26 protein-coding genes are annotated in these 25913 nt (G+C 73.0%); 20 read left to right on the top strand and 6 right to left on the bottom strand.

Annotation, left to right across the window (positions count from 1 at the left end; translation table 11 throughout):
- The first annotated feature begins 27 nt into the window (after positions 1 to 27).
- From AB8O64_RS32780 to AB8O64_RS32815, 8 genes are all read left to right on the top strand, one after another.
- Entirely contained in the window at positions 28 to 459 is a 432-nt protein-coding gene (locus AB8O64_RS32780; protein ID WP_184731519.1) for a phage tail protein, read from the top strand.
- Between the two features lie 5 nt (positions 460 to 464).
- Complete coding sequence (locus tag AB8O64_RS32785; RefSeq protein ID WP_370423275.1) at positions 465 to 1265, top strand: LysM peptidoglycan-binding domain-containing protein; 801 nt, start codon at positions 465 to 467, stop codon at positions 1263 to 1265.
- Positions 1266 to 1273: 8 nt separating this feature from the next.
- On the top strand, positions 1274 to 3133 hold the full coding sequence (locus tag AB8O64_RS32790; protein ID WP_370424045.1) for a VgrG-related protein: 1860 nt from the start codon (positions 1274 to 1276) through the stop codon (positions 3131 to 3133).
- Between the two features lie 85 nt (positions 3134 to 3218).
- Positions 3219 to 3491, top strand: a complete 273-nt coding sequence (locus AB8O64_RS32795) for a PAAR domain-containing protein (protein WP_370423277.1) — start codon at positions 3219 to 3221, stop codon at positions 3489 to 3491.
- Between the two features lie 5 nt (positions 3492 to 3496).
- Positions 3497 to 3940, top strand: a complete 444-nt coding sequence (locus AB8O64_RS32800; RefSeq protein ID WP_370423279.1) for a GPW/gp25 family protein — start codon at positions 3497 to 3499, stop codon at positions 3938 to 3940.
- Complete coding sequence (locus AB8O64_RS32805; RefSeq protein ID WP_370423280.1) at positions 3937 to 5913, top strand: putative baseplate assembly protein; 1977 nt, start codon at positions 3937 to 3939, stop codon at positions 5911 to 5913. The genes AB8O64_RS32800 and AB8O64_RS32805 overlap by 4 nt, the downstream gene beginning before the upstream one ends.
- 5 nt (positions 5914 to 5918) lie before the next feature.
- A complete protein-coding gene (locus tag AB8O64_RS32810) occupies positions 5919 to 6482 on the top strand; it encodes a phage tail protein (RefSeq protein WP_370423282.1) in 564 nt (187 codons plus the stop codon).
- Between the two features lie 548 nt (positions 6483 to 7030).
- Positions 7031 to 7612: a hypothetical protein gene (locus tag AB8O64_RS32815; RefSeq protein ID WP_370423284.1), complete on the top strand. Its 582-nt coding sequence runs from the start codon at positions 7031 to 7033 to the stop codon at positions 7610 to 7612.
- Positions 7613 to 7650: 38 nt separating this feature from the next.
- Here the strand turns inward: AB8O64_RS32815 and AB8O64_RS32820 are convergent, their stop codons facing one another.
- Together AB8O64_RS32820 and AB8O64_RS32825 are read right to left on the bottom strand one after the other, a co-directional pair.
- Positions 7651 to 8490, bottom strand: coding sequence for an alpha/beta fold hydrolase (locus AB8O64_RS32820; protein WP_370423285.1), 840 nt, complete (start codon positions 8488 to 8490; stop codon positions 7651 to 7653).
- Positions 8491 to 8536: 46 nt separating this feature from the next.
- On the bottom strand, positions 8537 to 9328 hold the full coding sequence (locus AB8O64_RS32825; RefSeq protein WP_370423287.1) for an alpha/beta fold hydrolase: 792 nt from the start codon (positions 9326 to 9328) through the stop codon (positions 8537 to 8539).
- A gap of 167 nt (positions 9329 to 9495) precedes the next feature.
- On the opposite strand from AB8O64_RS32825, the gene AB8O64_RS32830 reads away from it, so the two are divergent.
- The 3 genes from AB8O64_RS32830 to AB8O64_RS32840 all read left to right on the top strand — a co-directional run bounded on the left by AB8O64_RS32830 (position 9496) and on the right by AB8O64_RS32840 (position 12845).
- Entirely contained in the window at positions 9496 to 10374 is an 879-nt protein-coding gene (locus tag AB8O64_RS32830; RefSeq protein WP_370423289.1) for a LysR family transcriptional regulator, read from the top strand.
- A gap of 283 nt (positions 10375 to 10657) precedes the next feature.
- On the top strand, positions 10658 to 11452 hold the full coding sequence (locus tag AB8O64_RS32835) for a phosphatase PAP2 family protein (RefSeq protein WP_370423291.1): 795 nt from the start codon (positions 10658 to 10660) through the stop codon (positions 11450 to 11452).
- Positions 11453 to 11645: 193 nt separating this feature from the next.
- Complete coding sequence (locus tag AB8O64_RS32840; RefSeq protein ID WP_370423292.1) at positions 11646 to 12845, top strand: acyl-CoA dehydrogenase family protein; 1200 nt, start codon at positions 11646 to 11648, stop codon at positions 12843 to 12845.
- A gap of 57 nt (positions 12846 to 12902) precedes the next feature.
- Here the strand turns inward: AB8O64_RS32840 and AB8O64_RS32845 are convergent, their stop codons facing one another.
- Positions 12903 to 13232, bottom strand: a complete 330-nt coding sequence (locus AB8O64_RS32845) for a putative quinol monooxygenase (RefSeq protein WP_370423293.1) — start codon at positions 13230 to 13232, stop codon at positions 12903 to 12905.
- 378 nt (positions 13233 to 13610) lie between these two features.
- Between AB8O64_RS32845 and AB8O64_RS32850 the strand changes: the two genes are divergently transcribed.
- On the top strand, positions 13611 to 14195 hold the full coding sequence (locus AB8O64_RS32850; RefSeq protein WP_370423294.1) for a DinB family protein: 585 nt from the start codon (positions 13611 to 13613) through the stop codon (positions 14193 to 14195).
- Positions 14196 to 14359: 164 nt separating this feature from the next.
- Here AB8O64_RS32850 and AB8O64_RS32855 read toward each other — a convergent pair whose 3' ends face one another.
- A complete protein-coding gene (locus AB8O64_RS32855; RefSeq protein WP_365215527.1) occupies positions 14360 to 14668 on the bottom strand; it encodes a putative quinol monooxygenase in 309 nt (102 codons plus the stop codon).
- Between the two features lie 100 nt (positions 14669 to 14768).
- Between AB8O64_RS32855 and AB8O64_RS32860 the strand changes: the two genes are divergently transcribed.
- Together AB8O64_RS32860 and AB8O64_RS32865 are read left to right on the top strand one after the other, a co-directional pair.
- Positions 14769 to 15086, top strand: a complete 318-nt coding sequence (locus tag AB8O64_RS32860) for an ArsR/SmtB family transcription factor (RefSeq protein ID WP_370423295.1) — start codon at positions 14769 to 14771, stop codon at positions 15084 to 15086.
- 172 nt (positions 15087 to 15258) lie between these two features.
- Positions 15259 to 15654: a peptidase inhibitor family I36 protein gene (locus tag AB8O64_RS32865; protein ID WP_370423296.1), complete on the top strand. Its 396-nt coding sequence runs from the start codon at positions 15259 to 15261 to the stop codon at positions 15652 to 15654.
- A gap of 67 nt (positions 15655 to 15721) precedes the next feature.
- Here AB8O64_RS32865 and AB8O64_RS32870 read toward each other — a convergent pair whose 3' ends face one another.
- A complete protein-coding gene (locus tag AB8O64_RS32870) occupies positions 15722 to 16390 on the bottom strand; it encodes a DJ-1/PfpI family protein (RefSeq protein WP_370423298.1) in 669 nt (222 codons plus the stop codon).
- Positions 16391 to 16534: 144 nt separating this feature from the next.
- On the opposite strand from AB8O64_RS32870, the gene AB8O64_RS32875 reads away from it, so the two are divergent.
- Positions 16535 to 17602: an SDR family NAD(P)-dependent oxidoreductase gene (locus AB8O64_RS32875; protein ID WP_370423300.1), complete on the top strand. Its 1068-nt coding sequence runs from the start codon at positions 16535 to 16537 to the stop codon at positions 17600 to 17602.
- Between the two features lie 93 nt (positions 17603 to 17695).
- Here the strand turns inward: AB8O64_RS32875 and AB8O64_RS32880 are convergent, their stop codons facing one another.
- Positions 17696 to 18355, bottom strand: a complete 660-nt coding sequence (locus AB8O64_RS32880) for a hypothetical protein (protein ID WP_370423302.1) — start codon at positions 18353 to 18355, stop codon at positions 17696 to 17698.
- A 179-nt stretch (positions 18356 to 18534) separates the two neighbouring features.
- Here AB8O64_RS32880 and AB8O64_RS32885 point away from each other — a divergent pair, with 179 nt between their 5' ends.
- The 5 genes from AB8O64_RS32885 (at position 18535) to AB8O64_RS32905 (ending at position 25862) form a co-directional block, all read left to right on the top strand.
- The gene (locus AB8O64_RS32885; RefSeq protein ID WP_370423304.1) at positions 18535 to 19950 is read left to right on the top strand and encodes a sensor histidine kinase; all 1416 of its coding nucleotides are present in this window, start codon (positions 18535 to 18537) and stop codon (positions 19948 to 19950) included.
- Positions 19913 to 20611 (top strand): response regulator, encoded by a 699-nt coding sequence (locus tag AB8O64_RS32890; RefSeq protein ID WP_370423306.1) that lies wholly within the window; start codon positions 19913 to 19915, stop codon positions 20609 to 20611. Before AB8O64_RS32885 ends, AB8O64_RS32890 begins: the two co-directional genes overlap by 38 nt.
- A 145-nt stretch (positions 20612 to 20756) precedes the next feature.
- A complete protein-coding gene (locus tag AB8O64_RS32895) occupies positions 20757 to 23054 on the top strand; it encodes a tetratricopeptide repeat protein (protein ID WP_370423308.1) in 2298 nt (765 codons plus the stop codon).
- A 103-nt stretch (positions 23055 to 23157) separates the two neighbouring features.
- Complete coding sequence (locus AB8O64_RS32900) at positions 23158 to 24288, top strand: NAD(P)H-dependent flavin oxidoreductase (RefSeq protein ID WP_370423310.1); 1131 nt, start codon at positions 23158 to 23160, stop codon at positions 24286 to 24288.
- Between the two features lie 14 nt (positions 24289 to 24302).
- Positions 24303 to 25862, top strand: coding sequence for an acyl-CoA synthetase (locus AB8O64_RS32905; RefSeq protein WP_370423312.1), 1560 nt, complete (start codon positions 24303 to 24305; stop codon positions 25860 to 25862).
- Positions 25863 to 25913: the final 51 nt, after the last annotated feature.

The following is a 25913-nucleotide window of genomic DNA, read 5'->3' on the forward strand; positions in this document are numbered from 1 at the left end:
CACACAGCAGAGCAGAGGGGACAGCGCATGCCCGTAACCGATGACCCGGCGGTCAGTGTCTGCTTCGTCGTCACCGTCGACGGCATCGAACTCGGCTCGTTCAACACCTGCGAGGGGCTCGGCTGCGAAGTGGTGCTGGAGCAGCGGGAGGAGGGCGGCAACAACGGGCACCTGTGGCAGCTGCCCACCCGCCTGAAGTACCCCAATGTGAAGCTGTCCCGGCCGCTGACCCGCGAGACCGAGAAGGTGGCCAAGTGGTTCGCCGGCATGACCACGGGCTTCAAACGCCGGACGGCGCACATCGAGGCCCGTACCGGGGACGGTCGCAAGGTCGCCCAGTGGGGGCTGCTGGAGGTCGTGCCGGTGCGCTGGACCGGACCGTCCTTCAACCCCGAGTCGCCCAAGGTGGCCACCGAGACCATCGAGATCGCCCACCACGGCTATGTGATGGAGGGCTGAGGCCGATGAGCGCACCCGTGGCGTTCAGCGCCGCCGGCACCGGCGGCTCCGCGGCCCGGGGAGGCGGGGCCAGGCCCAAACTGGAGCACGCCTATCTGGAGTTGCGCACCCCGCCGCCCGGCGGCGGCCTCACCCCGGGCGGGCCGTGCGGGCGGATCGACTTCCAGTTCAACCCCAAGGAACTGAGCCTGACCAAGGCGGCGGCGTGGAAACGCACCCCCGCCAAGGGGGCGAAGAGCGCCGGTCCGCCCGAGTACCAGGGGCCGCAGCCCAGCAAGCTCACCGTCGAGATGTTCTTCGACGCGAGCGACACCCATGACACCAGCGTGGTGAAGGCGGTGGAGCGGCTGTTCGCCTGCTGTGTGCCGACCGACGAGACGCGGCAGCAGCAGCGGTCGTCCCCGCCGTGGGTGGTGTTCCACTGGGGCGGCCTCACCGGGTTCCCCGGCTACGTCAGCCAAGTGCAGGTGAAATACACCCTGTTCACCACCTCCGGTGTGCCGGTCCGCGCCGTGTGCCAGGTGACGATGGAGGAGATCAGCGGCGAGACGCCCGGACAGAACCCGACCTCCGGCGCGCTGCACGCCCGGCGGGTGCACCGGGTACAGACCGGCGACACCCTGGCGCACCTCGCCTGGCGCGAGTACGGCGACCCCACCGCCTGGCGGGTCATCGCCGAGGCCAACGGCATCGACGACCCGATGCGGCTGACCAACGGCCGGGAGCTGCTGCTCCCCGCCCTCGACGAGCTGGACCGGCTCCGGCACCCGGACGGTCCGTACGACGACGACACCGTGGGGCGGTGAGCAGACCCGTGGCGCAACACAGCGTCGCCAAGTCCGTGCTCGTGGAGTTCGGCGGCCGCCCGCTGCCACCGGCCCTGGCGAACACCCTTGTCGAAGGCTATGTGGACGACAGCCGCACGCTGCCCGATCTGTTCGTGCTGCGCTTCCGCGACCCCGGCAGGGTGCTGCTGGGACAGGCGGGGATCGCCGTCGGGACGAAGGTGCGGCTGCTGGCCCGCGCGGGCGGCGGCCCGGCATCCCCGCCGTTGCTGACCGGCAGCGTCACCGCCCTGGAGGTGGAGATCGACGACACCGGCACCTTCACGGTCGTACGCGGCCTCGACGAGTCCTACCGCCTCTTCCGCGGCCGCCGGGTGGCGAGCTACCAGAACATGACCCTCGCCGACATCTGTGCCCGTGTCGCCCAGCGGGCCGGGCTGCGCCCCGGGAAGGTCGATGTCGCGGGCCCGGTGCTGGAGCACGTGGCGCAGCCCAATATCAGCGACGGGGAGTTCCTGCGGGGCCTGGCCGAGGAGGCCGGCGCGCAGCTCTACGTGGCCGACGGGCAGGTGCACGTCGCCCGGCCGACACAGGCGGGCGGCGCGCCCGACGTCTCGGCCCGGGCCGAACGGCACCCGCTCGTCCTGGAGATGGGCGTCAATCTGCTGCGCTGCCGTGCCGGGGTGTCGGCGGCCGAACAGGTCTCGGCGGTCGAGGTGCGCGGCTGGGACGTACGGGCCAAACAGCCGCTGGTGGGCCGCGCGGAGGCGGGGAAGGCCCGGACCCTGGAGCTGGGTGTCACCGCGGCGCAGGTGACCGCGCCGTTCGGGGAGGCCGGCTTCGTCGTCACGGACGCCCCGTACGGCACGCAGGCGGAGGTGGACCAGGCGGCCGGGGCGCTGGCCGAGCGCATCTCCGGGTCCTTCGCCGAGCTGGAGGCGGTCATCCGGGGCAACCCCGCGGTCCGGGCGGGCGGTGCGGTCACGCTGACCGGCGTCGGGGCACCCTTCGAGGGGCGGTACACGGTGACCTCCTCGCGGCACGTGTTCGACTCGCTGCGCGGGTACGAGACGTGGATCTCGGTCTCCGGGCAGCAGGAGCGTTCGCTGTTCGGGCTGACCGGCGGCGGCGCCTCCGCCCACCAGGGCATGTCCGGGCTGGTCAACGCCACGGTCACGGACATCAAGGACCCCGAAGGGCTCGGCAGGGTCAAGGTGGGCTTCCCGTGGCTGTCGGACGCATACGCCAGCGACTGGGCCCGTACCGCGCAGGCGGGCGGCACCGGCGGCGGCGAGGTGTTCGTCCCCGAGGTCGGCGACGAGGTGCTGGTGGGCTTCGAGCAGGGGCACCTGGACCGCCCGTACGTGCTGGGCGCCCTCTACAACGGGCAGGACAAGCCGTCCCAGGGCGCCGGGGGCCAGGACGGCGGGACCGTCGACCCGACCAGTGGCGCCGTCAACAAGCGTGCCTTCGGATCCCGCGACGGCAACAAGCTCGAACTCCTCGACACGGCGAACGGCCCCCAGGGGGTACGGCTCGTCACCGGCGACGGAAAGCTGAAGATCGACCTCGATCGCAGGGGCACCACCATCGTGCTGCACAGCGACGGCACCGTGGAGATCGACGCCGGGCAACGGGTGTCGATCAAGGCGGGTGCCGGGGTGTCCCTGGACGCGGGCGACGGCACGCTGGAACTCACCGGCGGCTCGGTGGAACTGACGGCCCGCGGCGGAGTGCGGCTGGACGGCGGAAACGGCCAGGTGACCGTGGCCACCACCGGCGCCGTGGAGGTCCAGGGCAACCAGGTGGCGGTCAACGGCACCACCCGCACCGAGGTCAAGGGCGGCCGGACCGTATCCGTCAACGCGCCCCTGGTGAAGATCAATTGAGGTCGTCGAAGAGGCCGGGACCAGCGGTCGAGGCAATGGATCCAGCAGTTGACGTCCACGCAGTCCACGCAGAGGGGCACCGCTCATGCCAGCAGCCGCACGCGTCGGCGATCCCACCGGCCATCCCGGTACCGTCGGCCCGCCGGGGGACCCCACGGTGCTGATCGGCGGCAGTCCCGCCGCCACCGTCGGCACACCGCACCAGTGCGCCTCGCCCGCCGCGCACCCGCCGTCCACGATCGTGGCGGGCAGCACCGGCGTGCTGATCGGCGGCCGCCCGGCCGCCCGCGTCGGCGATCCGACGGGCTGCGGCTCCCCGATCGTCGCCGGCTGCCCGACCGTGCTGATCGGGGGGTGAGGAGCGTGGCACAGCAGTTCATCGGCGCGGGCTGGGCGTTCCCGCCCCGCACGGACCCCACCGGAGGCATCGCCCTGGTCGGCGGGGACCGGGAGATCGAGGAGTCCATCCGGCTGATCCTCGGCACCTCGCCCGGCGAGCGCCCGATGCGCCCGGAGTTCGGCTGCGCCCTCGGCGAGTACGTCTTCGCGCCCGCCGACGCCGGCACGGCCGGGCAGCTCGCCTACGAGGTGCGCCTCGCCCTGGAGCGGTGGGAGCCGCGCGTGGAGGTGGCCGACGTCGCCGTCCGCTTCGACGAGGCGGACGACGGGGTGCTCTACATCGACATCAGCTACGCGATCCGCGGCGCCAACGACCCGCGCAACCTCGTCTTCCCCTTCTACGTGATCCCGCAGCACGACGCACCCCCCACTGCGGGGCACGACCTCCGCCCCGAGGAGGGCTCATGACGCTCCCCGGCCCCAACCTGGACGACCGCCGGTTCCAGACGCTGGTCGACGAGGCCAAGCGGCTGGTGCAGCAGCGCTGCCCGGAGTGGACGGACCACAACGTCTCCGACCCGGGCGTCACCCTCATCGAGGCCTTCGCCACCATGGTCGACCAGCTCGTCTACCGCCTCAACCGGGTGCCGGACAAGAACTATCTGGCCTTCCTCGACCTGATCGGGGTGCGGCTCTACCCACCGACGGCGGCCCGCACCGAGGTCACCTTCCGGCTCTCCGCCCCGCAGCCGGAGCCGGTGCGGATCAAGGCCGGTACCGAGGTCGCGACCGTACGCACCGAGACCGAGGAGGCCGTGGTCTTCACCACGAGCCGCGATCTGCCGGTGCCGCCGTGCTCCCTCGCCCACCTCGCCACCTGGCCCGACGCCGGGAACGCCACGGACCGCTCGGAGGAACTGGCCCTCGGCCGCGACGTGCCCTGCTTCGCCGCCTCGCCCGCACCCGGTGACTGTCTCTACATCGGCCTGACCAATCCCGTGCCCGGCTGTGTCCTCGTGCTGCGCCTGGACTGCCGGGTCGACGGCGTGGGCGTCGACCCCCGCCGCCCGCCGCTGGTGTGGGAGGCATGGGACGGCGAGGCCTGGGCGCCCTGTGAGGTGGAGCAGGACGACACCGGCGCGTTCAACAAGGCGGGGGACGTCATCCTGCACATGCCCGCCACCCACAGCGCCTCCGTCGTGGCCCGCCACTCGGCCGGCTGGCTGCGCTGCCGGCTGCGGGAAGCCGCCCCGGACCAGCCCGCCTACCTCGCGTCGCCGACCGTACGGCACATCACCGCGTTCACCATCGGCGGCACCGTGGAGGCCGCCCACGCCGAGACCGTCACCGAGGAACTCCTCGGCCCGTCGGAAGGCGTACCGGGCCAGGCCTTCCACGTCTCCCGGCCGCCGGTGGTGCCGGCCGAGGAACCCTTCGTCGTCGAAGTCGCGGAGGGCGGCGGCTGGGTCGAGTGGACACGCGTCGACGACTTCGCCCACTCCACCGCGACCGACCGGCACATCACCCTCGACCCCACCTCCGGCCGGGTCGACTTCGGCCCGGCCGTACGGGAACAGGACGGGACCCTCCGGCTGTACGGCGCCGTGCCCCCGAAGGGCTGCCCGGTCCGGGTGCGGGCCTACCGCACCGGCGGCGGCCGCCGCGGCAACGTTGCCCGGGGCGCGCTGCGCGTGCTGCGCAGCTCCCTGCCGTACGTGGCCCGGGTGCACAACCGGCGGCCGGCGCTCGGCGGCGTCGACGGCGAGAGCGTGGACAACGCCCGCGTCCGCGGCCCGATGACCCTGCGCACCCTGCACCGGGCCGTCGTCCCGCACGACTACGAACAGCTCGCCCGTGAAGTCGCGCCCGACGCCGCCCGCGTGAAGTGCGTACCGGCGGGCCAAGCCGAGGGGGCCGGAGGGGCCGAGGGGGAGGACCGGACCGGTGGGGTGCGCCTCCTCGTCGTTCCCGCCGGCCGCAGCGACGCGCAGGGCCGGATCGACTTCGACGAGCTGATCCCGCCACCGGACACCCTCGCCATGGTCGCCGCGTATCTGGACGAGCGGCGCCCCATCGGCACCCGGCTCGTCGTCGAACCCCCCTACTACCAGGGCGTCACGGTCGTCGCCTCGGTCCGGGCGGGCCGGGCCGTCGCGGCCGACCGGCTGCGCGAGAGGGCACTGGCCGCCCTCTACGGCTACTTCAACCCGCTCACCGGCGGCCCGGCCGGGCAGGGCTGGCCGTTCGGGCGGCCCATCCACTCCGGCGAGGTGTTCGGCGTGCTCCAACAGGTGCCCGGCGTCGATCTGGTGGAGGACGTACGGCTCTTCCCCGCCGACCCCGTCACCGGACGCAGGGCCGAGGCCACCACCAAGATCACACTCGGCCGGCACGCCTTGGCGTTCAGCTACGAACACCAGCTCAGGGTGAGGGAGGACTGACCGACGTGCGCGGAACGATCCCCGGCCTGCCGACCCCCCACCCCCTCCTGGACCAACTGCCCGCCCTCTACCTCGAACACGACTTCCTCCAGCGCTTCCTGGGCGCCCTGGACGAGGTGCTGGCGCCGCTGCACCTCACGCTCGACAACCTGCCCGCGTACCTCCACCCCCGCACCGCGCCCGAGGACTTCCTCGCCTGGCTGGCGGGCTGGCTCGCGGTGGAGGCCGACGCCGGGCGGCCGGAGGACCAGCGGCGCGCCGTGGTCACCGAGGCGGTCGCCCGGCACCGGCGGCGCGGGACGCGGCACGGGCTGGCCGCGGCGGTGCGGCTGGAGACCGGGACCGAGCCGGAGATCGACGAGAGCGGGGCCACCACCTGGTCGCCGGTGCCGGGGGCCGCGCTGCCCGGCTCGGCCGGGGCTTCGGTCACGGTCCGGCTGCGGGTGCCCGACCCGGACCGGATCGACCGGGCCCGGCTGGAGCGGCTCGTCGCCGCCGAGACACCCGCGCACCTCGCGTACCGGGTCGAGCTGCTGCCCACGACGGCGGAGGGAGCGGACCCGTCATGACCTGCCCCGACTGCGGACACCACAACGACACCGCGGACCGCTTCTGCGCCTCCTGCCAGGCGTTCCTGGCGTGGGAGGAGCGAGAGGCCCCCGCGCCCCCGTCATCCGCCGCCACCCCGTCGCCCCCGCCTGTCCGTTCGCCTGTTCCTTCGCCTGGCCCCGAGCCCCCGCCCGCGTCCCGCCCCGCCGGCCCACCACCGTCCGTGCCGCCCCGGCCCGCGGCGGCCCCCCTCGCGGCACCGACGACACCGCCCCGCCCCCGCACCCCGCCATCCACCCCGGCGGAACCCCTGCCCCCGGCCGCCCCCAGACGTCCGGGCGACCGCCCGGAGCCCGGCCCCGACAGCGGCCCGGAAACCGGCGCTGCCGGCCAACCGGCGCCGCCCCTGCGACCGCCGGGGCGGCCCTGCCCCCTGTGCCGGACGGACAATCCGTACGACCGGCAGCTGTGCTGCCGCTGCGGTGCCGTCCTCGACACCGCGCCGCCACCCCGCCGGGCGCGCCCGCCGTGGTGGCGACGGATCCTCCGGCGCCCCGACCGGGCGCTGGTGGCCGGCAGCAGGCCCCGGCACCGGACCTGGCGGCGGCCGCGCCTCGCGCTGCCCCTCACGCTGCTGGTCCTGCTGCTCGCGGTCTGGTTCGGCCGCTCCCACCTCCCCGACGTCTTCACCTTCACCCGGGACCGGACCACCAAGCCGGAGGCGCTGCGCCCGACGGAGGTCCGCGCCTCCAGCGAGGCCCCCGGCCATCCGGCGAGCGCGGCCTTCGACGGTTTCACCAACCGGTACTGGGCACCCGTCAACCCCGGCTCGGGCGTCGGGCAGTACCTGGAGGCCGACTTCGACAAGCCGGTGCGGCTGCGGGAGCTGCTGATCACTTCGGGAAGCTCGGTCAACCAGGACGAGTTCCTCACCCAGGCCCGCCCCGCGCGGATCACCGTGCTGCTCGTCGCCGCCGACGGTGAGCGCCGCACGAAGACCGTCACCCTCCGGGACCAGCCCGGCCAGCAGACCTTCGCCCTGCGCGGCTCCGACGTCGTACGCATCCGGCTGACGGCGGACGCCGACTTCGGCATCCGCCTCGACCGGCGGCTCGCCGTCGCCGAGGTGGAGTTCTTCGGCCGGCGGTGAGGCCCCGGGCCGCCGCGGTGCGCGGACCGTGCGCGGTGTCAGCGGACGGCCACGGTCTCCGTGGGGGGCGTCGGCTGTTCGTCCAGGAAGGCGGCGATCCTGGCGGCGAAGCCGGCCGGGTCCTCGGCGGGTGCGCCGTGGCCCGCGTCGATCTCCGCGTACCGGGCCTTCGGGATGCCTGCCAGCAGCGCCTGCTGCTGCTCGGGGGCGATGATCCGGTCATGCGCGTTGGCCAGCACCAGTGTCGGCGCCGTGATCCGGCCGAGCAGGGGCCGCAGGTCCACCGTCCGGTCGGCCGCGGTCTGGCGCGCGGTACCCGTCGCGATCATCCCCGAGAGCGCCCCGACCAGCTCCTCGTGGGCCGCGGCGTCCGTGCGCGCCCAGTACCCGGGGCCGAAGGCCATCAGCGGCAGCATCCGCGCGAACAGCGACGTCCCGTGCGCGGCGTCGGCGCTCAGCAGCTCCAGCCAGTACCGGAACTCGGCGTCCAGCCGGGCGTCGGTGTGTGCCCAGCCCGCGTGCAGCACGAGCGAACGGACCCGGTCCGGACGGGTCCCGGCGAGGTGGGTCGCGACCGCCGCGCCCAAGGAGTGGCCGACCAGGTGGAAGGTGTCGAGCCCCGCGTCGTCCGCGGCGGCGAGCACTTCGCCGGCGAGGTCGGCCAGGGTGACCGGGCCGCCGTGGTCGGTGGTGCCGCCCGAACCCGAACAGTCGGGCGCGACGACGGTGAACCGGTCGGCGACCGCCTCGGTGAGCGGCAGCCACTGCTCGCGGCCGGCGCCGGTGCCGTGCACGAGCACCAGGCCCGGACCCGTACCAGTGATGTCGTACTCGACGACGGCGTCGCCGCCGCTGATCCGCAGGCTTGTTCTGGGCATGATCCATCCCCCTGTGATGTGGTGTGTGTGATGCGTGTGGTGGCCGTCAGCCGACGGCGGGAGCCGGCGGCATCAGGGCGAGCGCGGCCCGCAGCGCCGCGGTGAACGCGTCCGGCCGTTCCTGGTGCGGAAGGTGGCCCGCCCCGGCGATCACGCTCACCTCGGCGCCGGGCGTGAGCGCGGCGCAGGTCCGCGCCACATCGAGCGGGATCTGGGTGTCGAGCTCGCCGTGGATGTAGTGGATCGGCACCCGCAGGCCGGGCAGCAGCGGCCGTGGGTCGTAGGAGGCGAAGGCCGGGAGCTGGTCGTCGACGTAGACGCCCGAATCGAGGACCTGGCGGACCGTCCAGTCGATCAGTGCGGGGTGGGTGCCGGGCGCGTACCACTCGGGCACCCACCCGGCGACCGTGCCGGCCCGGTCGCGACGCAGCCCCTCGACCGGCCCGCCGAGCAGAGCGGGCGTCGTCGAAGGCCAGTAGGCGGGCCCGTCCACGGAGACCACGCCCGCGATCAGCTCCGGGTGGCGCGCGCCCAGCTCCGTCGCGAAGACGCCACCGATCGACGAGCCGACGACGACCGGACGGTCCAGGCGCAGCGCGCCGACGAGCGCCACGAGATCGGCGACCACCCCGTCGATGGTGTTGCCCCGGGAAGGCCGGGCCGACCGGCCGCAGCCGCGCCAGTCGACGGTGACGACCCGGTGGTCCCGGACGAGGTCGGGCAGCTGCGCGCCCCACACCCGGCCGCTGGTCGCCCAGCCGTGCAGAAACAGCAGGGGCCGTCCGGTGCCCTCGTCCTCGTAGTAGAGGGTGGTGCCGTTCACATCCACGTACGTCATGCCGACTCCTTCGATCGCTGGTGTGCCGTGCGCCGGTGTGCGGTCCGCCGGTGGGCCCCACCTCATCGCGATCACGACCGGCGACCAAGGGGGGATTCGCGCATACACTCATCACGACACGTGATCAATCGCGGCCGCTGCCGCGTCGGCCGGGTGGCGGGGTGGGCATGGAGATCCGGCAGCTGCGGTACTTCCTGACCGTGGCCGAGGAGCTGCACTTCGGACGGGCCGCCGAGCGGCTGCACATCGTGCAGTCGGCGGTCAGCCAGCAGGTGCGCCGGCTGGAGCGGGAGCTGGACGTCCCGCTGTTCGACCGCACCACCCGGAGCGTGCGGCTCACCGAGGCGGGCCGACGGCTGCTGCCGCACGCCCGCGAGGTGCTGGCCGCAGGGTCGCGGGCCCGGGCGGCGATCGACGAGCTGCGCGCGGAGCGGGCCGGGACGCTGCGGCTCGGCTCGAGCTCCGGGCTGGGCGTGCGGCTGGACACCATTCTCGCCGAGTTCGCCCGGCTCGCCCCCGGCGCCCAGCTGGAGCTGGTCACCGGCACCACCGACGACCGTCTGAAGTGGGTGCGGTCCGGCGAGCTGGACGCGACACTGCTGCGCGGCGAGCGGACGGAGCCGGAGCTGGAGATGCTGCCGCTGTGGCAGGACCCGCTCATGGTCGCCCTGCCCGCCCGCCACGACCTCGCCGTGCGCGGTGTGATCGACATGGCCGATCTCGCCGCCCTGCCCGTGCGACTGTCCTCGCGGTCCCGCAACCCCGCGCTGTACGACCTGGTGACACGCTCCTGCCGGGCGGCCGGATTCGAGCCGTGGTTCGGCGCGGAGTTCACGACCGCCCAGGACACCCTGGCCGGCATCGGCTTCGGCAAGCCGTCCTGGACGGTGTTCTACGCGCCGCACGCCGACCAGCTCCCGGTCCCCGGCGTCGTCTTCCGCCCGCTGCGCGACCCCGCCCCGGCCATGCGCACCTACCTCGCCGTACGGCCCGATCCGCCCCGGGCCGGGCTGCGCGCCCTGATCGAGGCCTGCCACGCCGCGTAACCGGTGGTGACGGGTCCGTCGTTCTGCTGAAATCCCGCACCGCGCAGCGGGGCAAAACGTCACAACCTTGCCACGGCTTCGCGGCGCCGGCCCCAGAGTGTGGGCGCGGAGCCCGTCGTGGGCCGGGCGCGCCGGTGGGGCACGCGGTGATCGCGTGTAGCTTTTGTCATACAGCCGTGCCGATGACATCCGCGCGACGTGTGTTCGACACCTCCGCGTGCCCTGCCGCTTCGGTACCGCCCCGCCTGCACCCACCGCCAGAGATCCAAAGGACGCCCTGCCCATGCCCTACGTGCGCCACTGGTTGCGCAACTCCATCCTGCTGTTCGCGACCGCGATCGCGCTGGGCCTCGTCGCCGCGCACACGAAGCTGATCCAGCCGCACGACCTGCAGCTGGACCGCACGATCCAGACCAACACCCGCACGGGCTGGCTGAACCACACGATGGAGGGCGTCAGCGCCCTCGCCTCGCCGATCGCGGGCCTGTTGATCCTCGCGGTCTGGAGCGGCTGGCTGCTGTTCGTGCGGCGCAAGCCGACGAAGGCGGTCGCCACCTTCCTCGTGGTGGCGGTCGGCTGGAACAGCACGCAGATCGCGAAGGCCCTCGTCGCCCGGCCCCGGCCGCCGCGGCAGTTCATGCTGGACCCGGAGATCGGCTCCAACAGCTTCCCCAGCGGTCACACCGCCTTCACGGTCTCGGCCGTGATCGCCGCGTACTTCCTGCTGCGCGAGAGTCGGCACCGGCGGACCGTCCTCGTCCTCGGTACGTTCGCGGTGCTGCTCATCGCCTTCTCCCGGATGTACGTCGGCGCCCACTACCCGACCGACACCTTCGGCTCGGTGCTGATCGCCGCTTCCGCGATCACCTTCGTGACGGGCGTGTGGCACGCCTGGCTGCTGCCGCAGCTGCACCGTGTGCCGCTGATGGAGCGCTACGGGCTCACCCAGGAGCGGGAAGCCCTCGCCCGCGAGGCCGCCACGGCACAGGGCATCGCGTACGTGCCCGGGCAGACACGGGCCGGAGCGCCCGGCGCACCGGCCGGCGGCGGCCGCCACCGCAAGCACGCGGCGCGCTGAGCCCTCTGTTCCTCAGCTGTTCCCTCTGATCGCCCGGGCCGGCCCCGGGGGCCCACCGGCCCCCGGGGCCGTTCGCGTCCCGCCACCCCTTCCGTATTTCTGTAACGCGTTCTACTGTGTGCGCCGTCGTCGCGGGGCACCCGCGCCGGTGCCAGGGAACAGCCACCGGGACCAGCGGGACCTTGGAGGGGCCGTGGATCTCCAGTACACCCCCGAACAGCGGCGGTTGCGCGCGGAACTGCGGGAGTACTTCGCCGCGCTGGTGCCCGACAACGCCTACGCCCGGCACTTCGACCCCGCCGAGCAGAAGCGCTTCTACCGCCGGACGATCCGCCGCCTCGGCGCGGACGGCCGTCTCGGGGCCGGCTGGCCGAAGGAGTACGGCGGCAGCGGCATGACGCCGATGGAACAGTTCATCTTCTTCGACGAGGCCGCGCAGGCGGGCGTGCCACTGCCGCTCATGGCCCTCAACACCGTCGGCCCCACGATCATGCAGTTCGGCACCGACGAACAGAAGGCGTACTTCCTCCCGAAGATCCTCTCCGGTGAGCTGGACTTCGCCATCGGCTACAGCGAGCCCGACGCCGGGACCGACCTCGCCTCCCTCAGGACCCGCGCGGTGCGCGAGGGCGACGAGACCACCGGCCACTACACGGTGAACGGGCAGAAGATCTGGACCACCAACGGCGACACCGCCGACTGGGTCTGGCTCGCCGTGCGCACCCGGCCCGTCGAGGACGGAGTGCCGCCGCACAAGGGCATCACCATCCTCCTCGTGCCGACCACGGACCCCGGCTACTCCTGCACCCTCATCCGCACCCTTGCCTCGCACGACACCACCGCGAGCCATTACGACAACGTCCGGGTGCCCGCCGGCCGCCGCGTCGGCGAGGAGAACCAGGGCTGGCGGTTGATCACCACCCAGCTCAACCATGAGCGCGTCACCCTCGCCGCCCACGGTGCCACCGCCATCAGCGCCCTGCGCCAGGTCCAGCGCTGGGCCGCCGACACCAAGCTCGCCGACGGCCGGCGCGTCATCGACCTCGGCTGGGTCCGTGGCCGGCTCGCCCGTACGCACCTCAGGCTCGACGCCATGAAGCTGCTCAACTGGCGCATGGTGGACGCCCTGCAGCGGGCCACGCTCACCCCGCAGGACGCCTCGGCCGTCAAGGTCTACGGATCCGAGGCCCGCCGGGACGCCTACGCCTGGCTGATGGAGATCCTCGGCGCGGCCGGCCCCCTGAAGGAGGGCTCCGCCGGCGCCGTACTCCACGGAGAACTGGAGCGCGGCTACCGCAGCGCCGTCATCTTCACGTTCGGGGGTGGCAACAACGAGATCCAGCGGGAGATCATCTCCTGGATCGGGCTCGGCATGCCCAGGGTGCGCCGCTGACGTCTTGCGGCGCTGCTCCGCCCTGTTCGCCGCACCGGGCCTGTCGTGGGTGTCCCCTCAGGCGGGAAGCAGTTCGGTCTCGGCATACGGGCTGAGCATGGTGTCGAAGTAGCCCTCCGGGTCTTCCTCCAGGAAGGTCGACAGATTCTCCAGGAAGGCACGCAGCGGGGGTGTCGCGTTGTGCCGGTCCAGGTCTTCCCGGGAGCGCCAGACCTCGTACAGGAAGAAGCGGCCGTCCTCGTGCTCGTGGAGGTGGTACTGAAGGTTGCCGGGCTCTTGCCGGGTGGGTTCCACGAAAGAGGAAAGGATGTGCCGGACCTCGTCCGCGCGCTCCGGCCTGGGGCGCAGGAAACCGTAGAGGGCTATGGGGCGATCTGTGTTCGTCATGGCCCTCACGCTAAGAACTCACACCGATGTGAGGTTCAAGGGGTTGTGAGGAGCGCCACGCCGCTTGCGGGCGCTGTCGTCGTCCACCCGGGCGAGCCGCCCTGTGCGTTCTGTGGCTTTCGGATGCGCATCCGTCGCAGTGTGGAGCTCTCGGTCGACGACGGCGACGGCGCGCCGTAGTCCGGGATGTGCCCATCCACGGTCCGTCGTCGATGCCACATCGGCCGAAGGCTGAGAGGTTGTCTCGCGTGGCAAGTTTCGCGGGCTTCTTGTAACAGGTCAGGGCGGCGGCCATGGCCAGGCCTCGGCTCTGCCGGTCGTTGCGGAACACGTTCGGGATCTTGAGGCCACGAGCGACCCATGGCAGGCTCGTGCCGCATGATCGATGAATTCGCTAAAGACAACCTGCACGGGAGACTGCGGCGGGACCGCGAGGCGCTGCTCTGGAAGCTCGACGGCTTGTCCGACTACGACGCCCGCCGGCCTTTGACGGCGACCGGGACCAACCTCCTCGGCCTGGTCAAACACGTGGCCAGCGTCGAGGCCAGGTACTTCGGCGAGGTCTTCGGCCGCCCTTCCCCGGAACCGCTGCCCCGGTGGCAGGACTCCGACGGCAGCGATCTGTGGGCGACCGAGGACGAGACCCGCGATCAGATCATCGGGTTCTACCGGCGCACGTGGGAACACTCGGACGCGACGATCAGCGAGCTTCCCCTCGACGCCCCCGGCCACGTGCCGTGGTGGCCGGAGCCTTATCCGAACACGAACCTGTTCGCCATCATGGTCCATGTCCTCGGCGAGTCCATCCGGCATACCGGGCACGCCGACATCCTGCGCGAGGGCCTCGACGGCCGGACCGGGGTGCGCGCCGAACACGAGAAGCAGATCGACGAGGAAGCCCGCGCAGCCCACTGCGCGAAGATCGAGCAGGCCGCCAGGCCGGCCGCACCGATCAAGGCTTAGACCCGCCTGCGGGCCGGAGCGCGACCCCGGCGAGACGACGCCACGCCGCGTGGCCGCGCCTGCTGTGCATGGAAGCCCAGCACGGAGTGCATCAGGCAGTGCGAGGAGTGACTCCTCGCATCAGGGCGGTCCGCGGCGCCGGCACGCCAACGACCGGCGCGGCGTCACCGCTGGTAGGGGCTGTGCATGGTGAGGAAGCGGATCTCGAAGTCGGTCTTCAGGTAGTCCATGCGCCGCTCCCAGAAGGCCTGCATGTGGGGGAGTGCCAGGTGGGCGTCGAGATCGGCCTGTGAGCGCCAGGCCTCGTAGAAGACGAAGACGCCGGGCTCGTCGCGATCCTCGTGGAAGTGGTACTCCAGGCAGCCGGATTCCTGCCGGGTCGGCTCGACGAACGAGAGCAGCAGCTGCTTCAACTCCTCGGCGCGTTCGGGCTTGGGGCGTGCGATGCCGACGAGTGCGAAGGGCTGGGTCATGAAGGTTCTCCCCCTGGTAGGTACAATGAATCTCGTACCTGCCGGACGGTATCGGACTCGTAGGTACGATGCAATCCATACCTCTGGGGGAGGGTCCCGTATGCCCGACGATGAAGGCCACCCGAGCGTCGAGGAGATCGAGCTCGGCCCGGTGCTCTCCGCGCTGGCGGATCCGCTGCGCCGCCGCGTGGTGCGCGAGCTGGCGGCCGAACCCGACGGCGCGGCGCGCACGTGCAGCTCGTTCGGGTTGCCGGTCTCCAAGGCGACCGTCACGCACCACTTCCGCGCGCTGCGCGAGGCCGGCCTGATCCGGCAGGTCGACCGGGGCAACAGCCGCATGGCCACTCTGCGCCGGGCCGACATCGAGCAGCGGTTTCCCGGACTTCTGGGCATCGTGGCTGCCGAGCCGGGGGAGTGAGGCAGGGGACCGGGGCGGTCGCCGACATGTCGGCGACCTGACGCACGCGCGCGTGGACGCCGCGTCCGTCGCATGGCCCGTTTCCTGTCCGTGGGTGCCTCGTTGGGCTGATGGGTGGCATTTCCCGCCCGCCCGCCACCGTGCTCAGCCGACGAGGAAATGGAGCCCTGTCATGCGTCGTATTCCTTCGCTCGCCACCGCCGCTGTCGCCCTGGTCGTCGCCGCCTTCGGGGCCGTGCCCACCGCGACCGCGTCCACCACGTTCCCCACGGCCCCCACCCGCCTGGCGGCCTTCAACTGCGCTCCCGGACACTTCTGCATCTACAGCGACTGGAACGGCGGGGGAACCCGCTGCCAGTGGGCCCAGGACAGCAAGGCGAACACCGCCGACGACTGCTCCTTCATCCGGCGGGGGCAGAACGTCCGCTCCGTGTGGAACGGGACCGGGCACCGGGTGCAGTACTACACGAAGACCAACCACAAGAGCGGCCGTATCGGCTCCACGCCGGCCGGTGCGGGCGGCAACCTGCAGGGCAACTACCCGATCTGGTCCTTCCAGCCCCAGTAGGGGCAAGGGACACTCGTACCGGTGCGGGCCCGTGGAGGGGAGAACCTCCCCGGGCCCGCTCGGCGTTTCAGAACCCGGCGGGCACCGGGCCGGTGGCGCGCCAGACCGTGCCCCGGCGTTCATGGACGAAGAGCTTCTCGACGGCGTGCGCGACGCGGGGGCCCAGTTCGCGCTCCAGCAGGTACAGGCCGAGGTCCAGGCCGGAGGTGACGCCCGCGCCGGTCACCAGGTCACCGTCGTCGACGACGCGGGCGTCGATCGCCACCACGCCGCCGGCGTCCAACAGGCCGACACCCATGTGGTGCGTGGTCGCGTGCCGGCCGGCGATCAGCCCGGTCATGGCGAGGAGCCCGGAGCCGCCGCAGACCGTCGCCATGGTCAGCCCCTCGCGGTCGAGGGCCTCCTTCAGCAGGGCCGGCAGTCCGGTCCGCAGCGCACGGCTGAGCCGGGCCGGGATGGAGTCCTCGTCCCCCGGGGCCCCGGGGTCGGAAAGGGCGCCGGGCCGACCCGCCGCTCCCGGCACGAGGACCAGGTCCGCGCGCTGCGGATCGAGTGCGGCGACGGCTCGCAGCGACAACGGCCCCGTACCGCTGGGCACCTCGCGCGCACCCTCGGCCGAGACCAGCTCGACCGTCAGCGCGCCCGGCGCGGCCATCCCGCCGGCGAACAGCACCTCGTAGGGGGCGATGACGTCCAGCGGGTCGAAGCCGTCGAACAGCACGATCTGACACAGCATCGGGGCGGGTCCCTTCGGTGGGAAGTTCTGTGCGAGTAGTGCCCCAGGGGGCGTTGTTCGTCGACGCTAGTCACCGTCCGCACAGCCCAGTAGTGGCTGAAATGCCAGAACCCAACGGATTGTGGCCAGAAGAAGGAGAGGCATATGACCGGCAAGGTCTGGTTCATCACCGCGAGCGACCGCGGCCTGGGACGGGAGATCACCGAAGCGGCTCTGCGCGCCGGCGACCGCGTCGCCGCGACCACCCATGGCGAGGGATGCCTCGACGGACTCGCGCGGTCCTACGGCAGTGACCTCCTGCCCCTCCCGCTCGACGTGACCGACCCGGCCGCGGCACGCCGGGCCGTCGACGAGGCGGTGCGGGCGTTCGGGCGGATCGACGTCGTCGTGAACAACGCGGGCCACGCGCATCCGGAATCCGTTCCGGATCCGGAATCCGTCCCGGCGGCTGTCGAGGACACCCACCTCTTAGGAGTCGTCAACGTCACCAGGGCGGTCCTGCCCGTGCTGCGCCGTCAGGGCAAGGGGCACGTCCTCACCATCGCCGTACCGGGTCTCGCCCCGTGCCACCTGTCCGACTTGGCCGTGAGCGGCTTCAGCGAGGTGCTCGCCCAGGAGGTCGCCCCGCTCGGGATCAAGGTCACCGTGATCGAGCCCGGAGACTCCGACTCCGGCTTCCGCCAGGAGGTTTCCCTCCGCGCGGCCGACGACCCGGCCACGGTCGCGGACACCCTCCGCCGCCTCGTGGAGCTGGACGAACCACCGATACGTGTCCTGCTGGGACCCGACGCCCCGGCCCGCCCCACAGCCGTCGTCAGACGACACCTCGACGAAGTGGTCAACGGCGGCGACCTCGGTCTCGTCGACGAATTGTGGGCGGAAGACCTCCATTGCCACGGCGGCATCCTGGGGGAATGCCACGGCCTCGCCGAGTGGAAGGGATTCATGACGGCGAACCGGGGCGCCCTCGCCGACCTCCGCCTTGACGTCAAAGACATGGTCGCGAGCGGCGACAAGGTCGTGGTCCGGTTCGTCGGCAGCGCCACCCACTCCAGAGCGTTCATGGGGATACCGGCCACCGGAAGGAAAGCCCAATGGATCGGCATCGGCATCTACACCGTCCGGAACGGCAAGATCACCGACGCGTGGTTCGGCGAGGACTGGCTGGGCATGCTGCTCCAGCTCGGTGCCCTGACCCTGCCCACCGCCTGACGCCTGACGCCTGACGCCGCGCCCGCGCCCACCGGGCCGACGCCCTCCGGCCACCCGGGCCGGTCCGGACCCCCGCGCCGGACCGGACCGGGGTCAGCGGCCCCGGGCAGCCTTCGGCGGCTCCGTGGCGAGTTCCGCGTGACGGACCGTGAAGCCGCCCTCGCTCACCGGGGCGAAGGGGGCCGGGGCCATGCAGGTGCCCACGCGCGCCCCGACGGGGTTGCCCTTCCGGTCGGTGTCCAGGTTCCCCACCCCCCAGGAGAAGCCGAACCGGTCCCGGCCGCCCCTGCCGTCGTAGATGCTGAATCCCCGCCGCTCACCGATGGTGTCGGCCAGCTCCGGGTCGTTGACCGTGGCGATGGTCGCGGTGACCGTCGCGGTGCGGTCGCCGGTCACGAGACAGTCGACGGTCGCCACGGACTTCATGGTCTTTTTCTCCTTGGCCGACCAGTGCGAGATGGTGATCGTGCCCTTCGCGTCGGTGGGCAGGCCGTTCTCCAACTGCGGGATGCCCGGATAGGGCCGCGAGTACGGCGCGGACGTCGCGTCGACGGTGAAGCGGATGTCGTCGTCGGGGACGAAACCGTAGAAGATCCGGCCCCCGCCGTGGACGCTCGCGGGCTTGGTCGGCCGCGCGTCGCTCTTCTCCGGCGCCGCCGAAGCCGGGACGCCGGTCGTCAGGGTGGCCAGTGCCGCCGTCGCGACGACGGCGACGACGGCCTTGCGGCAGGTGGTGCCGGTGATGCCTCGCATGGTGAACTCCCTCGATCCGCAGGCCTGGTGGCCGCGCTCCCTCTGATGGATCAAGCTTCGTCCACCGGTCGTGACCGCGGCCATCTGCCGATCGGCGGATCCCTCCGCTCCCGTCGGCGGCGGGTCTGTGCCGATCGGCGGAGAGCGCCGGTGCGGCGGCCGTCCGTAGAGTCCTTGGCATGGGGACGATCATGGGGGAGCGCATGACTTCGGCGATGACGCGTCACGAAACGGTCCTGGCCGCCGGCACAGGAGTGTCGGCCTGCGCGGCGGCGGCCGTCGCGGCCCTCGCCCACGGGGTGCATCCGGTCGCCGCCCTGGCGACGGCCGCGGCACCCGCGCTGGCGCTCTGGGCGCTCCTGTGCCGACCGCCGTCCAGGAGGCGCCTGGCACTCCCGGTCACGGCGGCGGCGGTGCTGTCCCTGGTGAGTACCTTCGCCGTGACGCCCGACCGGACGGACGGCGGCTGGGGCTCGTACGGGAACCTCGTCGAGGCGGGGGCGCTGGCGGCGCTGCTCACCGTGGTGGTCCGCCGGTCGCCGGCGCGGCACGTGCCGCCGGCCGGGCTCGTGGTCGGGGCGGCCGTCTCGTTGTGGACCTGGCCGTTGGTGCCGTCCCTGTCCTTCCTGGCGCACGTCGGCGCGGCCGCGTTCTGGTCGCTGCCGGTGCTGGGGGCCGTCGTCGTCGGCGGCTACCCCCGGTGGGCCGAGCGCCGGGGACGGGGCTGGGTGCGGGACGCGCGGCGGGCGCAGCAGCTCGAGATCGCCCGCGACCTCCACGACTTCATCGCCCACGACGTCAGCGGCATCGTCGCCCAGGCGCAGGCGGCCAGGTTCGTCGCCGCCTCGGCCCCCGAGCAGGCCCTGCCCGCGCTGAGGCGCATCGAGAAGGCGGGGCTGAACGCGCTGGAGTCGATGGACCGCATGGTCCGGATGCTCCACGACGACACCTGGTCCGACGACACCTGGTCCGACGGTGCCGCTCCGCCCGGTGGTGCTCCGCACGGTGTCGACCCGCTGCCGGGGCCCGGGCAACTCGCGGGGCTGATCGAGCGGTTCTCGGCCGCGGACGGTCCCCGGGCGCATCTCGCCCTCGACCCGGGCGCGGCGGACACCCTCTCCCGCGACGTCGGCTCGACCGCGTACCGCGTCGTCGTGGAGGCGCTGACCAATGTCCGTCGGCACGCGCCCCGGGCGACCCGCGTCGATGTCGTCCTCGCCGCCGCGGGAGAGGACACCGTCGAGGTCCGGGTGAGCAACGACGCGGGGGCGAAAGGGCAGAAGGGCCCCGTCACCCGCTGGGAGCGGGACGAGCGGCACGGCGGACACGGTCTGCGGGGCCTGCGCGAGCGGGTACGGGTGGCCGGCGGGAGCCTGTCCGCCGGTCCGCGTGACGGCGGCGGCTGGCACGTCGTCGCCGTCCTGCCCCGGATACCGGGCCCCCTCCGGACACCGGACCCGCTCCATGCACCGGGATCCTCCCGGACACCGGACCCGCTCCGGCCGCCCGGGGCCCTCCCGGACACCGGTCCCGGCACCGGTCTCCCGGAGAGGGATCATGGCCGGTGTGACCATACGCATCCTGCTGGCCGATGACCACAGCGACGTCCGCAGCGGCTTCCGCCTCGTACTCGACTCACAGCCGGACATGACGGTCGTCGGCGAGGCCGCCGACGGTGCCACCGCACTGGACCTCGCCCGCCGGCTCGAACCCGATGTCGTCCTGGCGGACATCCGCATGCCCCGCCTCGACGGCCTGGAACTCACCCGCCTGCTCACGGGCCCCGAAGCCGTCCGGCCGCCGCGAGTCGTGGTCGTCACGACCTTCGACCACGACGAGTACGTGCACACGGCCCTGCGCAACGGCGCCTGCGGCTTCCTGCTGAAGCGATCCGGCCCGGCGCTGCTGATCGAGGGTGTCCGGGCCGCCATGGCCGGGGACGCGCTCATCAGCCCCCAGATCACCGTGCGCCTCCTCGACCGGCTGGCCACCCCGTCCCCCTCCCCGGCCTCCTCGGTCTCCCCGGCACCCACCGCCCCCACCGAGCAGGGCACCCCGCTCACCGACCGGGAACGAGAGATCACCCGCCTCGTCGCCCGGGGCCTGACCAACGCCGAGATCGGTGCCGAACTCTTCATCAGCCCCGGCACCGCCAAGACCCACATCGCCAACATCCAGGCCAAATTGAAGGTCCGTAACCGGGTGGGCATCGCCGCCTGGGCCTGGGAGACGAACCTCGTCGGGCCACGGGCGTAGGGGAACCGGGAAAGGGGGCCGGTGATCGACGCGGGGACCGCGCACACCGAGGGCCGACCTTCCGCCTACAACCCGCGGGGACCGGCCGCCATACTGGAGGGGCCGGGGGCGGCACAGCGAATTCGACGGGGGCGGCGGCACACCGATGGCGGACACCAGGCTGATCCAGGGCCGGTACCAGCTGCTCGACCTGATCGGGCGGGGCGGGATGGGCGAGGTGTGGCGGGCCCGCGACGAGTCGCTGGGCCGTCACGTGGCCGTCAAGTGCCTCAAGCCCATGGGGCCCCATCACGAGCAGTCCTATCTGCGCGTGCTGCGCGAGCGGTTCCGGCGCGAGGCGCGGGTCGCGGCCGCGCTCCAGCACCGCGGCATCACCGTCGTGCACGACTTCGGCGAGTGCGAGGGCGTGCTGTACCTGGTCATGGAGCTGCTCGACGGACGCAATCTCAGCCAGCTCCTGGAGGACCACCGGCAGCGCCCCCTGCCCGTGCCCGAGGTCGTCGACATCGCCGAGCAGGTCGGCGCCGCCCTCGACTACACCCATCGCCAGAGCGTCGTGCACCGCGACCTCAAGCCCGCCAACATCATGCGCGTCGCCGACGGCACCGTGAAGATCTGCGACTTCGGTATCGCGCGCCTCGGCCACGACATCGGCTTCACCAGCCGCCTCACCGGCACCGGCATCGCCATGGGCACCCCGCACTACATGTCGCCCGAGCAGATCGGCGGCGGCAACGTCGACCACCGCAGCGATCTGTACTCGCTCGGCTGCGTCCTCTACGAGATCGCCACCGGTGCCCCGCCCTTCGACATGGACGACGCCTGGGCCGTGCTCGTCGGCCACCGCGACACCCAGCCCGAGCCGCCGCGCGAGCGGCGCCCCGAACTGCCCGAGGACTTCGAGCGGATCGTCCTGGACCTGCTCGCCAAGGAGCCCGGTGACCGGCCGGACGACGCCGGCGAGCTCGTGCGGCGGATCGCGCGGCTGCGCGCGCCGGGCCGGTCCGGCGGGGTGCGCGGGGCCGGCTCCGCGCCGCACCGGACGCTGCCCGAGGGCAGGGTCCGGCCGGTCCGGGCGTCCGTGCGGCTGCCCGAGCCGCCCCGGCTGCCCGGCTGGGCCCGGAACATGACCACCGGTTCCAAGGCGGCCGGCACCGGACCGCTCCAGCCCCCGCCGCATCCCGCCGCCGCTCTCACCGGCTCCTGGACGGGGGCGTGGAACGGCGTCGCCGACCCCCGCCGCCCGACCCCCGCCGCCACCGGGACCGAGCGCCCGCCGCCGCCCCCCGAGGTCCTCGCCGAGCTGGCGAGCCGGCACAGCGCCGGGCTGAGCCTGGCCCGTCTCGGCCGCTGGGACGAGGCCGGGAAGGTGCACCGCGGCGTGGCCGCCGAGCGCGAGCACGTCCTCGGTCCGGAGCACCCCGACACCCTCGCCAGCCGGTACGAAGTGGCCTTCACCCTCAGCCGGCTGGGCCGTCCCGCCGACGCGCTGCGCGAATACGCCCAGGCGGCGGACGGCCGGGAGCGGGTGCTCGGCCCCGACCACCCCGACACCCTCGCCGCCCGCCAGGAGACCGCGTACGTACTCGGGCAGCTCGGCCGCCACTTCGAGGCCCATCAGGTCTACGCCGATGTGCTCGCCGCCCGGGAGCGCACCATGGGCGCCGACCACCCGGACACGCTGCGCTGCCGCCACAACCTCGCCTACAACCTCAGCAGACTCGGGCGGCTGGAGGACTCCTACCGCATGGCCCGGGACGTGGCCGCGGCGCGCGCCCGAGTGCTGGGCGCCGACCACCCCGACACACTCGTCACCCGCTACGAGGTCGGTTACGCCCTCGGTCAGTTGGGCCGCTGGGCCGAGGCGCTGCACACCTACCACGAGGTGGCGGCCGCCCGGCTCCGGGCGCTGGGGGCCGACCACCCCGACACCCTCGCCGCCCGCTACGAGGCCGGCATCTGTCTGGGCCGGCTCGGCCGCAGCGCGGAGGCCCTGGCGCTGTACCGCGACCTCGTGGAGGTCCGCACCCGCGCGCAGGGACCGGACCACCCCGACACCCTGCGCGCCCGGCACGGCCTCGGCGTCAACCTCGGCCGGCTCGGCCGCTGGGAGGAGGCCCTCGCCGAGGCCCGCGACGTCTGCGCGATCCGTGCCCGGGTCCTCGGCCCGGAGCACCCCGACACGCTCGTCAGCCGCCGTGAGGTCGCGGTCGGGCTCGGCTGGCTGGGCCGCTGGACCGACGCCCTCGCCGTCTACCGCGATGTCGCCCAGGCCCGCCAGCGGGTCCTGGGCGCCGACCACCCCGACGCCCTGGCCAGCCGCAACGACGAGGCCCACTGCCTGGAGCAGCTGGGCCGCTCCGCCGAGGCCCACGAGCTGTACCGCCAGGTCGCGGCGCTGCGCCAGACCCGCTCCCCGCACGGGGCCCACCACCCGCGCTGACGCCGCAGGGCCGTGCGCGACGGTCCCGGACCGACCACCTCGACCTGACGCAGCATCAGAAATGCTCTTCCCTCGCCCGGCCCGTTGCGGCATCCTGCCGCCCATGCAGACGGAGTTGAGCCAGCAGCTGGGCATCGAGCACGCCGTCTTCGGCTTCACGCCCTTCCCCGCGGTCGCCGCGGCCATCTCCCGGGCCGGGGGCCTCGGCGTGCTCGGCGCGGTGCGCTACAGCACCCCCGACGACCTCGCCCGGGACCTCGACTGGATGCAGGCCCACACCGACGGCAAGCCGTACGGGCTCGACGTCGTCATGCCCGCCAAGAAGGTCGAGGGCGTGACCGAGGCCGACGTCGAGGCGATGATCCCGGCCGGGCACCGCCGGTTCGTCGCGGAGACCCTCGCCCGGTACGGCGTGCCCGAACTCCCCGACGGCGAGGCCTCGGGCTGGCGCATCACCGGATGGATGGAGGAGGTCGCCCGCTCCCAGCTCGACGTCGCCTTCGACTACCCCGTCAAACTGCTCGCCAGCGCCCTCGGCCCGCCGCCCGCCGACGTCGTCCGGCGCGCCCACGACCACGGCATGCTCGTCGCCGCGCTCGCGGGCAGCGCCCGGCACGCCGCGCACCACGTCGCCGCCGGCATCGACATCGTCGTCGCCCAGGGCTACGAGGCCGGCGGCCACACCGGTGAGATCGCCACCATGGTGCTGACGCCCGAACTCGTCCGGGCCGTCGCCCCGCTGCCCGTCCTGGCCGCCGGCGGCATCGGCTCCGGCGAGCAGATCGCCGCAGGCCTCGCCCTCGGCGCGCAGGGCGTCTGGCTCGGCTCGATCTGGCTCACCACCGAGGAGGCCGAACTGAACTCCCCGGCCCTGACCGCCAAACTCCTCGCCGCAGGCTCCGGCGACACCGTCCGCTCCCGCGCCCTGACCGGCAAACCCGCCCGCCAGCTGCGCACCGCGTGGACCGACGCCTGGGACGACCCCGCGGGCCCCGGCACGCTCCCCATGCCGCTCCAGGGACTGCTGGTCGCCGAAGCCGTCTCCCGGGTGCAGCGGTACGAGGCCGAGCCGCTGCTGGGGACACCCGTCGGCCAGATCGTCGGCCGGATGACCACGCGGCGCAGCGTCCAAGCCGTCTTCGACGACCTGACGACGGGCTTCGAGCACGCCCTCGACCGCCTCCAGCGCATCGCCGGACGCGCCATCGCCACCGGCACGGGCACGGACACCTGAGGAGGAGCACCGCCATGGCAGACACGCTCCAGCACCCCAACGGCTTCTGGGCGCAGGCCACCGCCGACCCCACTCGGCGCGTGCTCGTCGCACCGGACGGCCGGGAATGGACCGCGGGCGCACTGCACGCCGCCGCCAACCGGCTCGTGCACGGGCTGCGCGCCGCCGGGCTCCGGCCGGGCGCCGCCTTCGCCGTCGTCCTGCCCAATGGTGTCGAGCTCCTCACCGCGTACCTCGCCGCCACCCAGGCCGGGTTCTACCTCGTCCCCGTCAACCACCACCTCGTCGGCCCGGAGATCGCCTGGATCGTCGCCGACTCCGGCGCCGAGGTCCTCATCGCACACGAACGGTTCGCCGCCGCCGCGACGGCCGCCGCCGACGAGGCCGGCACCCCCGCCGACCGCCGCTACGCCGTCGGCGGCATCACCGGCTTCCGCCCGTACACCGACCTCCTCGACCACCAGCCCGCCACCCCGCCCGGCGACCGCACCCTCGGCTGGGTCATGAACTACACCTCCGGCACCACCGGCCGCCCCCGCGGCATCCGCCGCCCGCTGCCCGGCCGGCCACCCGAGGAGTCCCACCTCGGCGGTTTCCTCGGCATCTTCGGCATCAAGCCGTTCGACGGCAACACCCACCTCGTCTGCTCGCCGCTCTACCACACGGCCGTCCTCCAATTCGCCGCCGCCTCCCTGCACATCGGGCACCGGCTGGTGATGATGGACAAGTGGACGCCCGAGGAGATGCTGCGCCTCATCGACGGTCACCGGTGCACGCACACCCATATGGTCCCCACCCAGTTCCAGCGGCTGCTGGCCCTGGAGGAGCCGGTCCGGGCCGCGTACGACATCTCGTCGATGCGGCACGCCGTCCATGGCGCGGCCCCCTGCCCCGACCACGTCAAACGGGCGATGATCGACTGGTGGGGGCCCTGCGTCGAGGAGTACTACGCGGCGAGCGAGGGCGGCGGTGCCTTCGCCACCGCCGAGGACTGGCTGAAGAAGCCCGGCACGGTCGGCAGGGCCTGGCCCATCAGCGAACTCGCCGTCTTCGACGACGACGGCAACCGGCTGCCCGCCGGTGAACTCGGCACCGTCTACCTGCGGATGACCACCGGCGGTTTCGCGTACCACAAGGACGAGGGCAAGACGGCGAAGAACCGCATCGGTGACTTCTTCACCGTCGGCGACATCGGCCATCTCGACGCGGACGGGTATCTCTTCCTCCGCGACCGCAAGATCGACATGATCATCTCGGGCGGCGTCAACATCTACCCCGCCGAGATCGAATCCGTCCTCCTGGCCCACCCCGCCGTCGCCGACGCCGCCGTCTTCGGCATCCCGCACGAGGAATGGGGCGAGGAGGTCAAGGCCGTCGTGGAACCCGCGGGCGGCCGGGCGCCGGACGCGGCGCTCGCCGCGGAGATCCTCGCCCACTGCGAGCACCGCCTCGCGGGCTACAAGCGCCCCAGGTCCCTCGACTTCATCACCGCCATGCCCCGCGACCCCAACGGCAAGCTCTACAAACGGCGCCTTCGCGCACCGTACTGGGACGGCCGGGAGCGCTCGGTCTGACCCGCCCGATCCCGCCCCGCACACCCGGACCCGGCCCCTCACACACCAATC

Origin of the sequence: Streptomyces sp. QH1-20, from assembly GCF_041283565.1 — a bacterium.
Lineage (GTDB): Bacteria > Actinomycetota > Actinomycetes > Streptomycetales > Streptomycetaceae > Streptomyces > Streptomyces syringius.

Excerpts from the sequence above, each read along its gene's own strand:
- AB8O64_RS32780 (WP_184731519.1), top strand. The coding sequence starts at position 28 with ATGCCCGTAACCGATGACCCGGCGGTCAGTGTCTGCTTCGTCGTCACC.
- AB8O64_RS32785 (WP_370423275.1), top strand. The coding sequence starts at position 465 with ATGAGCGCACCCGTGGCGTTCAGCGCCGCCGGCACCGGCGGCTCCGCG.
- AB8O64_RS32795 (WP_370423277.1), top strand. The coding sequence starts at position 3,219 with ATGCCAGCAGCCGCACGCGTCGGCGATCCCACCGGCCATCCCGGTACC.
- AB8O64_RS32805 (WP_370423280.1), top strand. The coding sequence starts at position 3,937 with ATGACGCTCCCCGGCCCCAACCTGGACGACCGCCGGTTCCAGACGCTG.
- AB8O64_RS32820 (WP_370423285.1), bottom strand. The coding sequence starts at position 8,490 with ATGCCCAGAACAAGCCTGCGGATCAGCGGCGGCGACGCCGTCGTCGAG.
- AB8O64_RS32825 (WP_370423287.1), bottom strand. The coding sequence starts at position 9,328 with ATGACGTACGTGGATGTGAACGGCACCACCCTCTACTACGAGGACGAG.
- AB8O64_RS32830 (WP_370423289.1), top strand. The coding sequence starts at position 9,496 with ATGGAGATCCGGCAGCTGCGGTACTTCCTGACCGTGGCCGAGGAGCTG.
- AB8O64_RS32835 (WP_370423291.1), top strand. The coding sequence starts at position 10,658 with ATGCCCTACGTGCGCCACTGGTTGCGCAACTCCATCCTGCTGTTCGCG.
- AB8O64_RS32845 (WP_370423293.1), bottom strand. The coding sequence starts at position 13,232 with ATGACGAACACAGATCGCCCCATAGCCCTCTACGGTTTCCTGCGCCCC.
- AB8O64_RS32850 (WP_370423294.1), top strand. The coding sequence starts at position 13,611 with ATGATCGATGAATTCGCTAAAGACAACCTGCACGGGAGACTGCGGCGG.
- AB8O64_RS32855 (WP_365215527.1), bottom strand. The coding sequence starts at position 14,668 with ATGACCCAGCCCTTCGCACTCGTCGGCATCGCACGCCCCAAGCCCGAA.
- AB8O64_RS32860 (WP_370423295.1), top strand. The coding sequence starts at position 14,769 with ATGCCCGACGATGAAGGCCACCCGAGCGTCGAGGAGATCGAGCTCGGC.
- AB8O64_RS32865 (WP_370423296.1), top strand. The coding sequence starts at position 15,259 with ATGCGTCGTATTCCTTCGCTCGCCACCGCCGCTGTCGCCCTGGTCGTC.
- AB8O64_RS32870 (WP_370423298.1), bottom strand. The coding sequence starts at position 16,390 with ATGCTGTGTCAGATCGTGCTGTTCGACGGCTTCGACCCGCTGGACGTC.
- AB8O64_RS32875 (WP_370423300.1), top strand. The coding sequence starts at position 16,535 with ATGACCGGCAAGGTCTGGTTCATCACCGCGAGCGACCGCGGCCTGGGA.
- AB8O64_RS32880 (WP_370423302.1), bottom strand. The coding sequence starts at position 18,355 with ATGCGAGGCATCACCGGCACCACCTGCCGCAAGGCCGTCGTCGCCGTC.
- AB8O64_RS32885 (WP_370423304.1), top strand. The coding sequence starts at position 18,535 with ATGGGGACGATCATGGGGGAGCGCATGACTTCGGCGATGACGCGTCAC.
- AB8O64_RS32890 (WP_370423306.1), top strand. The coding sequence starts at position 19,913 with ATGGCCGGTGTGACCATACGCATCCTGCTGGCCGATGACCACAGCGAC.
- AB8O64_RS32895 (WP_370423308.1), top strand. The coding sequence starts at position 20,757 with ATGGCGGACACCAGGCTGATCCAGGGCCGGTACCAGCTGCTCGACCTG.
- AB8O64_RS32900 (WP_370423310.1), top strand. The coding sequence starts at position 23,158 with ATGCAGACGGAGTTGAGCCAGCAGCTGGGCATCGAGCACGCCGTCTTC.
- AB8O64_RS32905 (WP_370423312.1), top strand. The coding sequence starts at position 24,303 with ATGGCAGACACGCTCCAGCACCCCAACGGCTTCTGGGCGCAGGCCACC.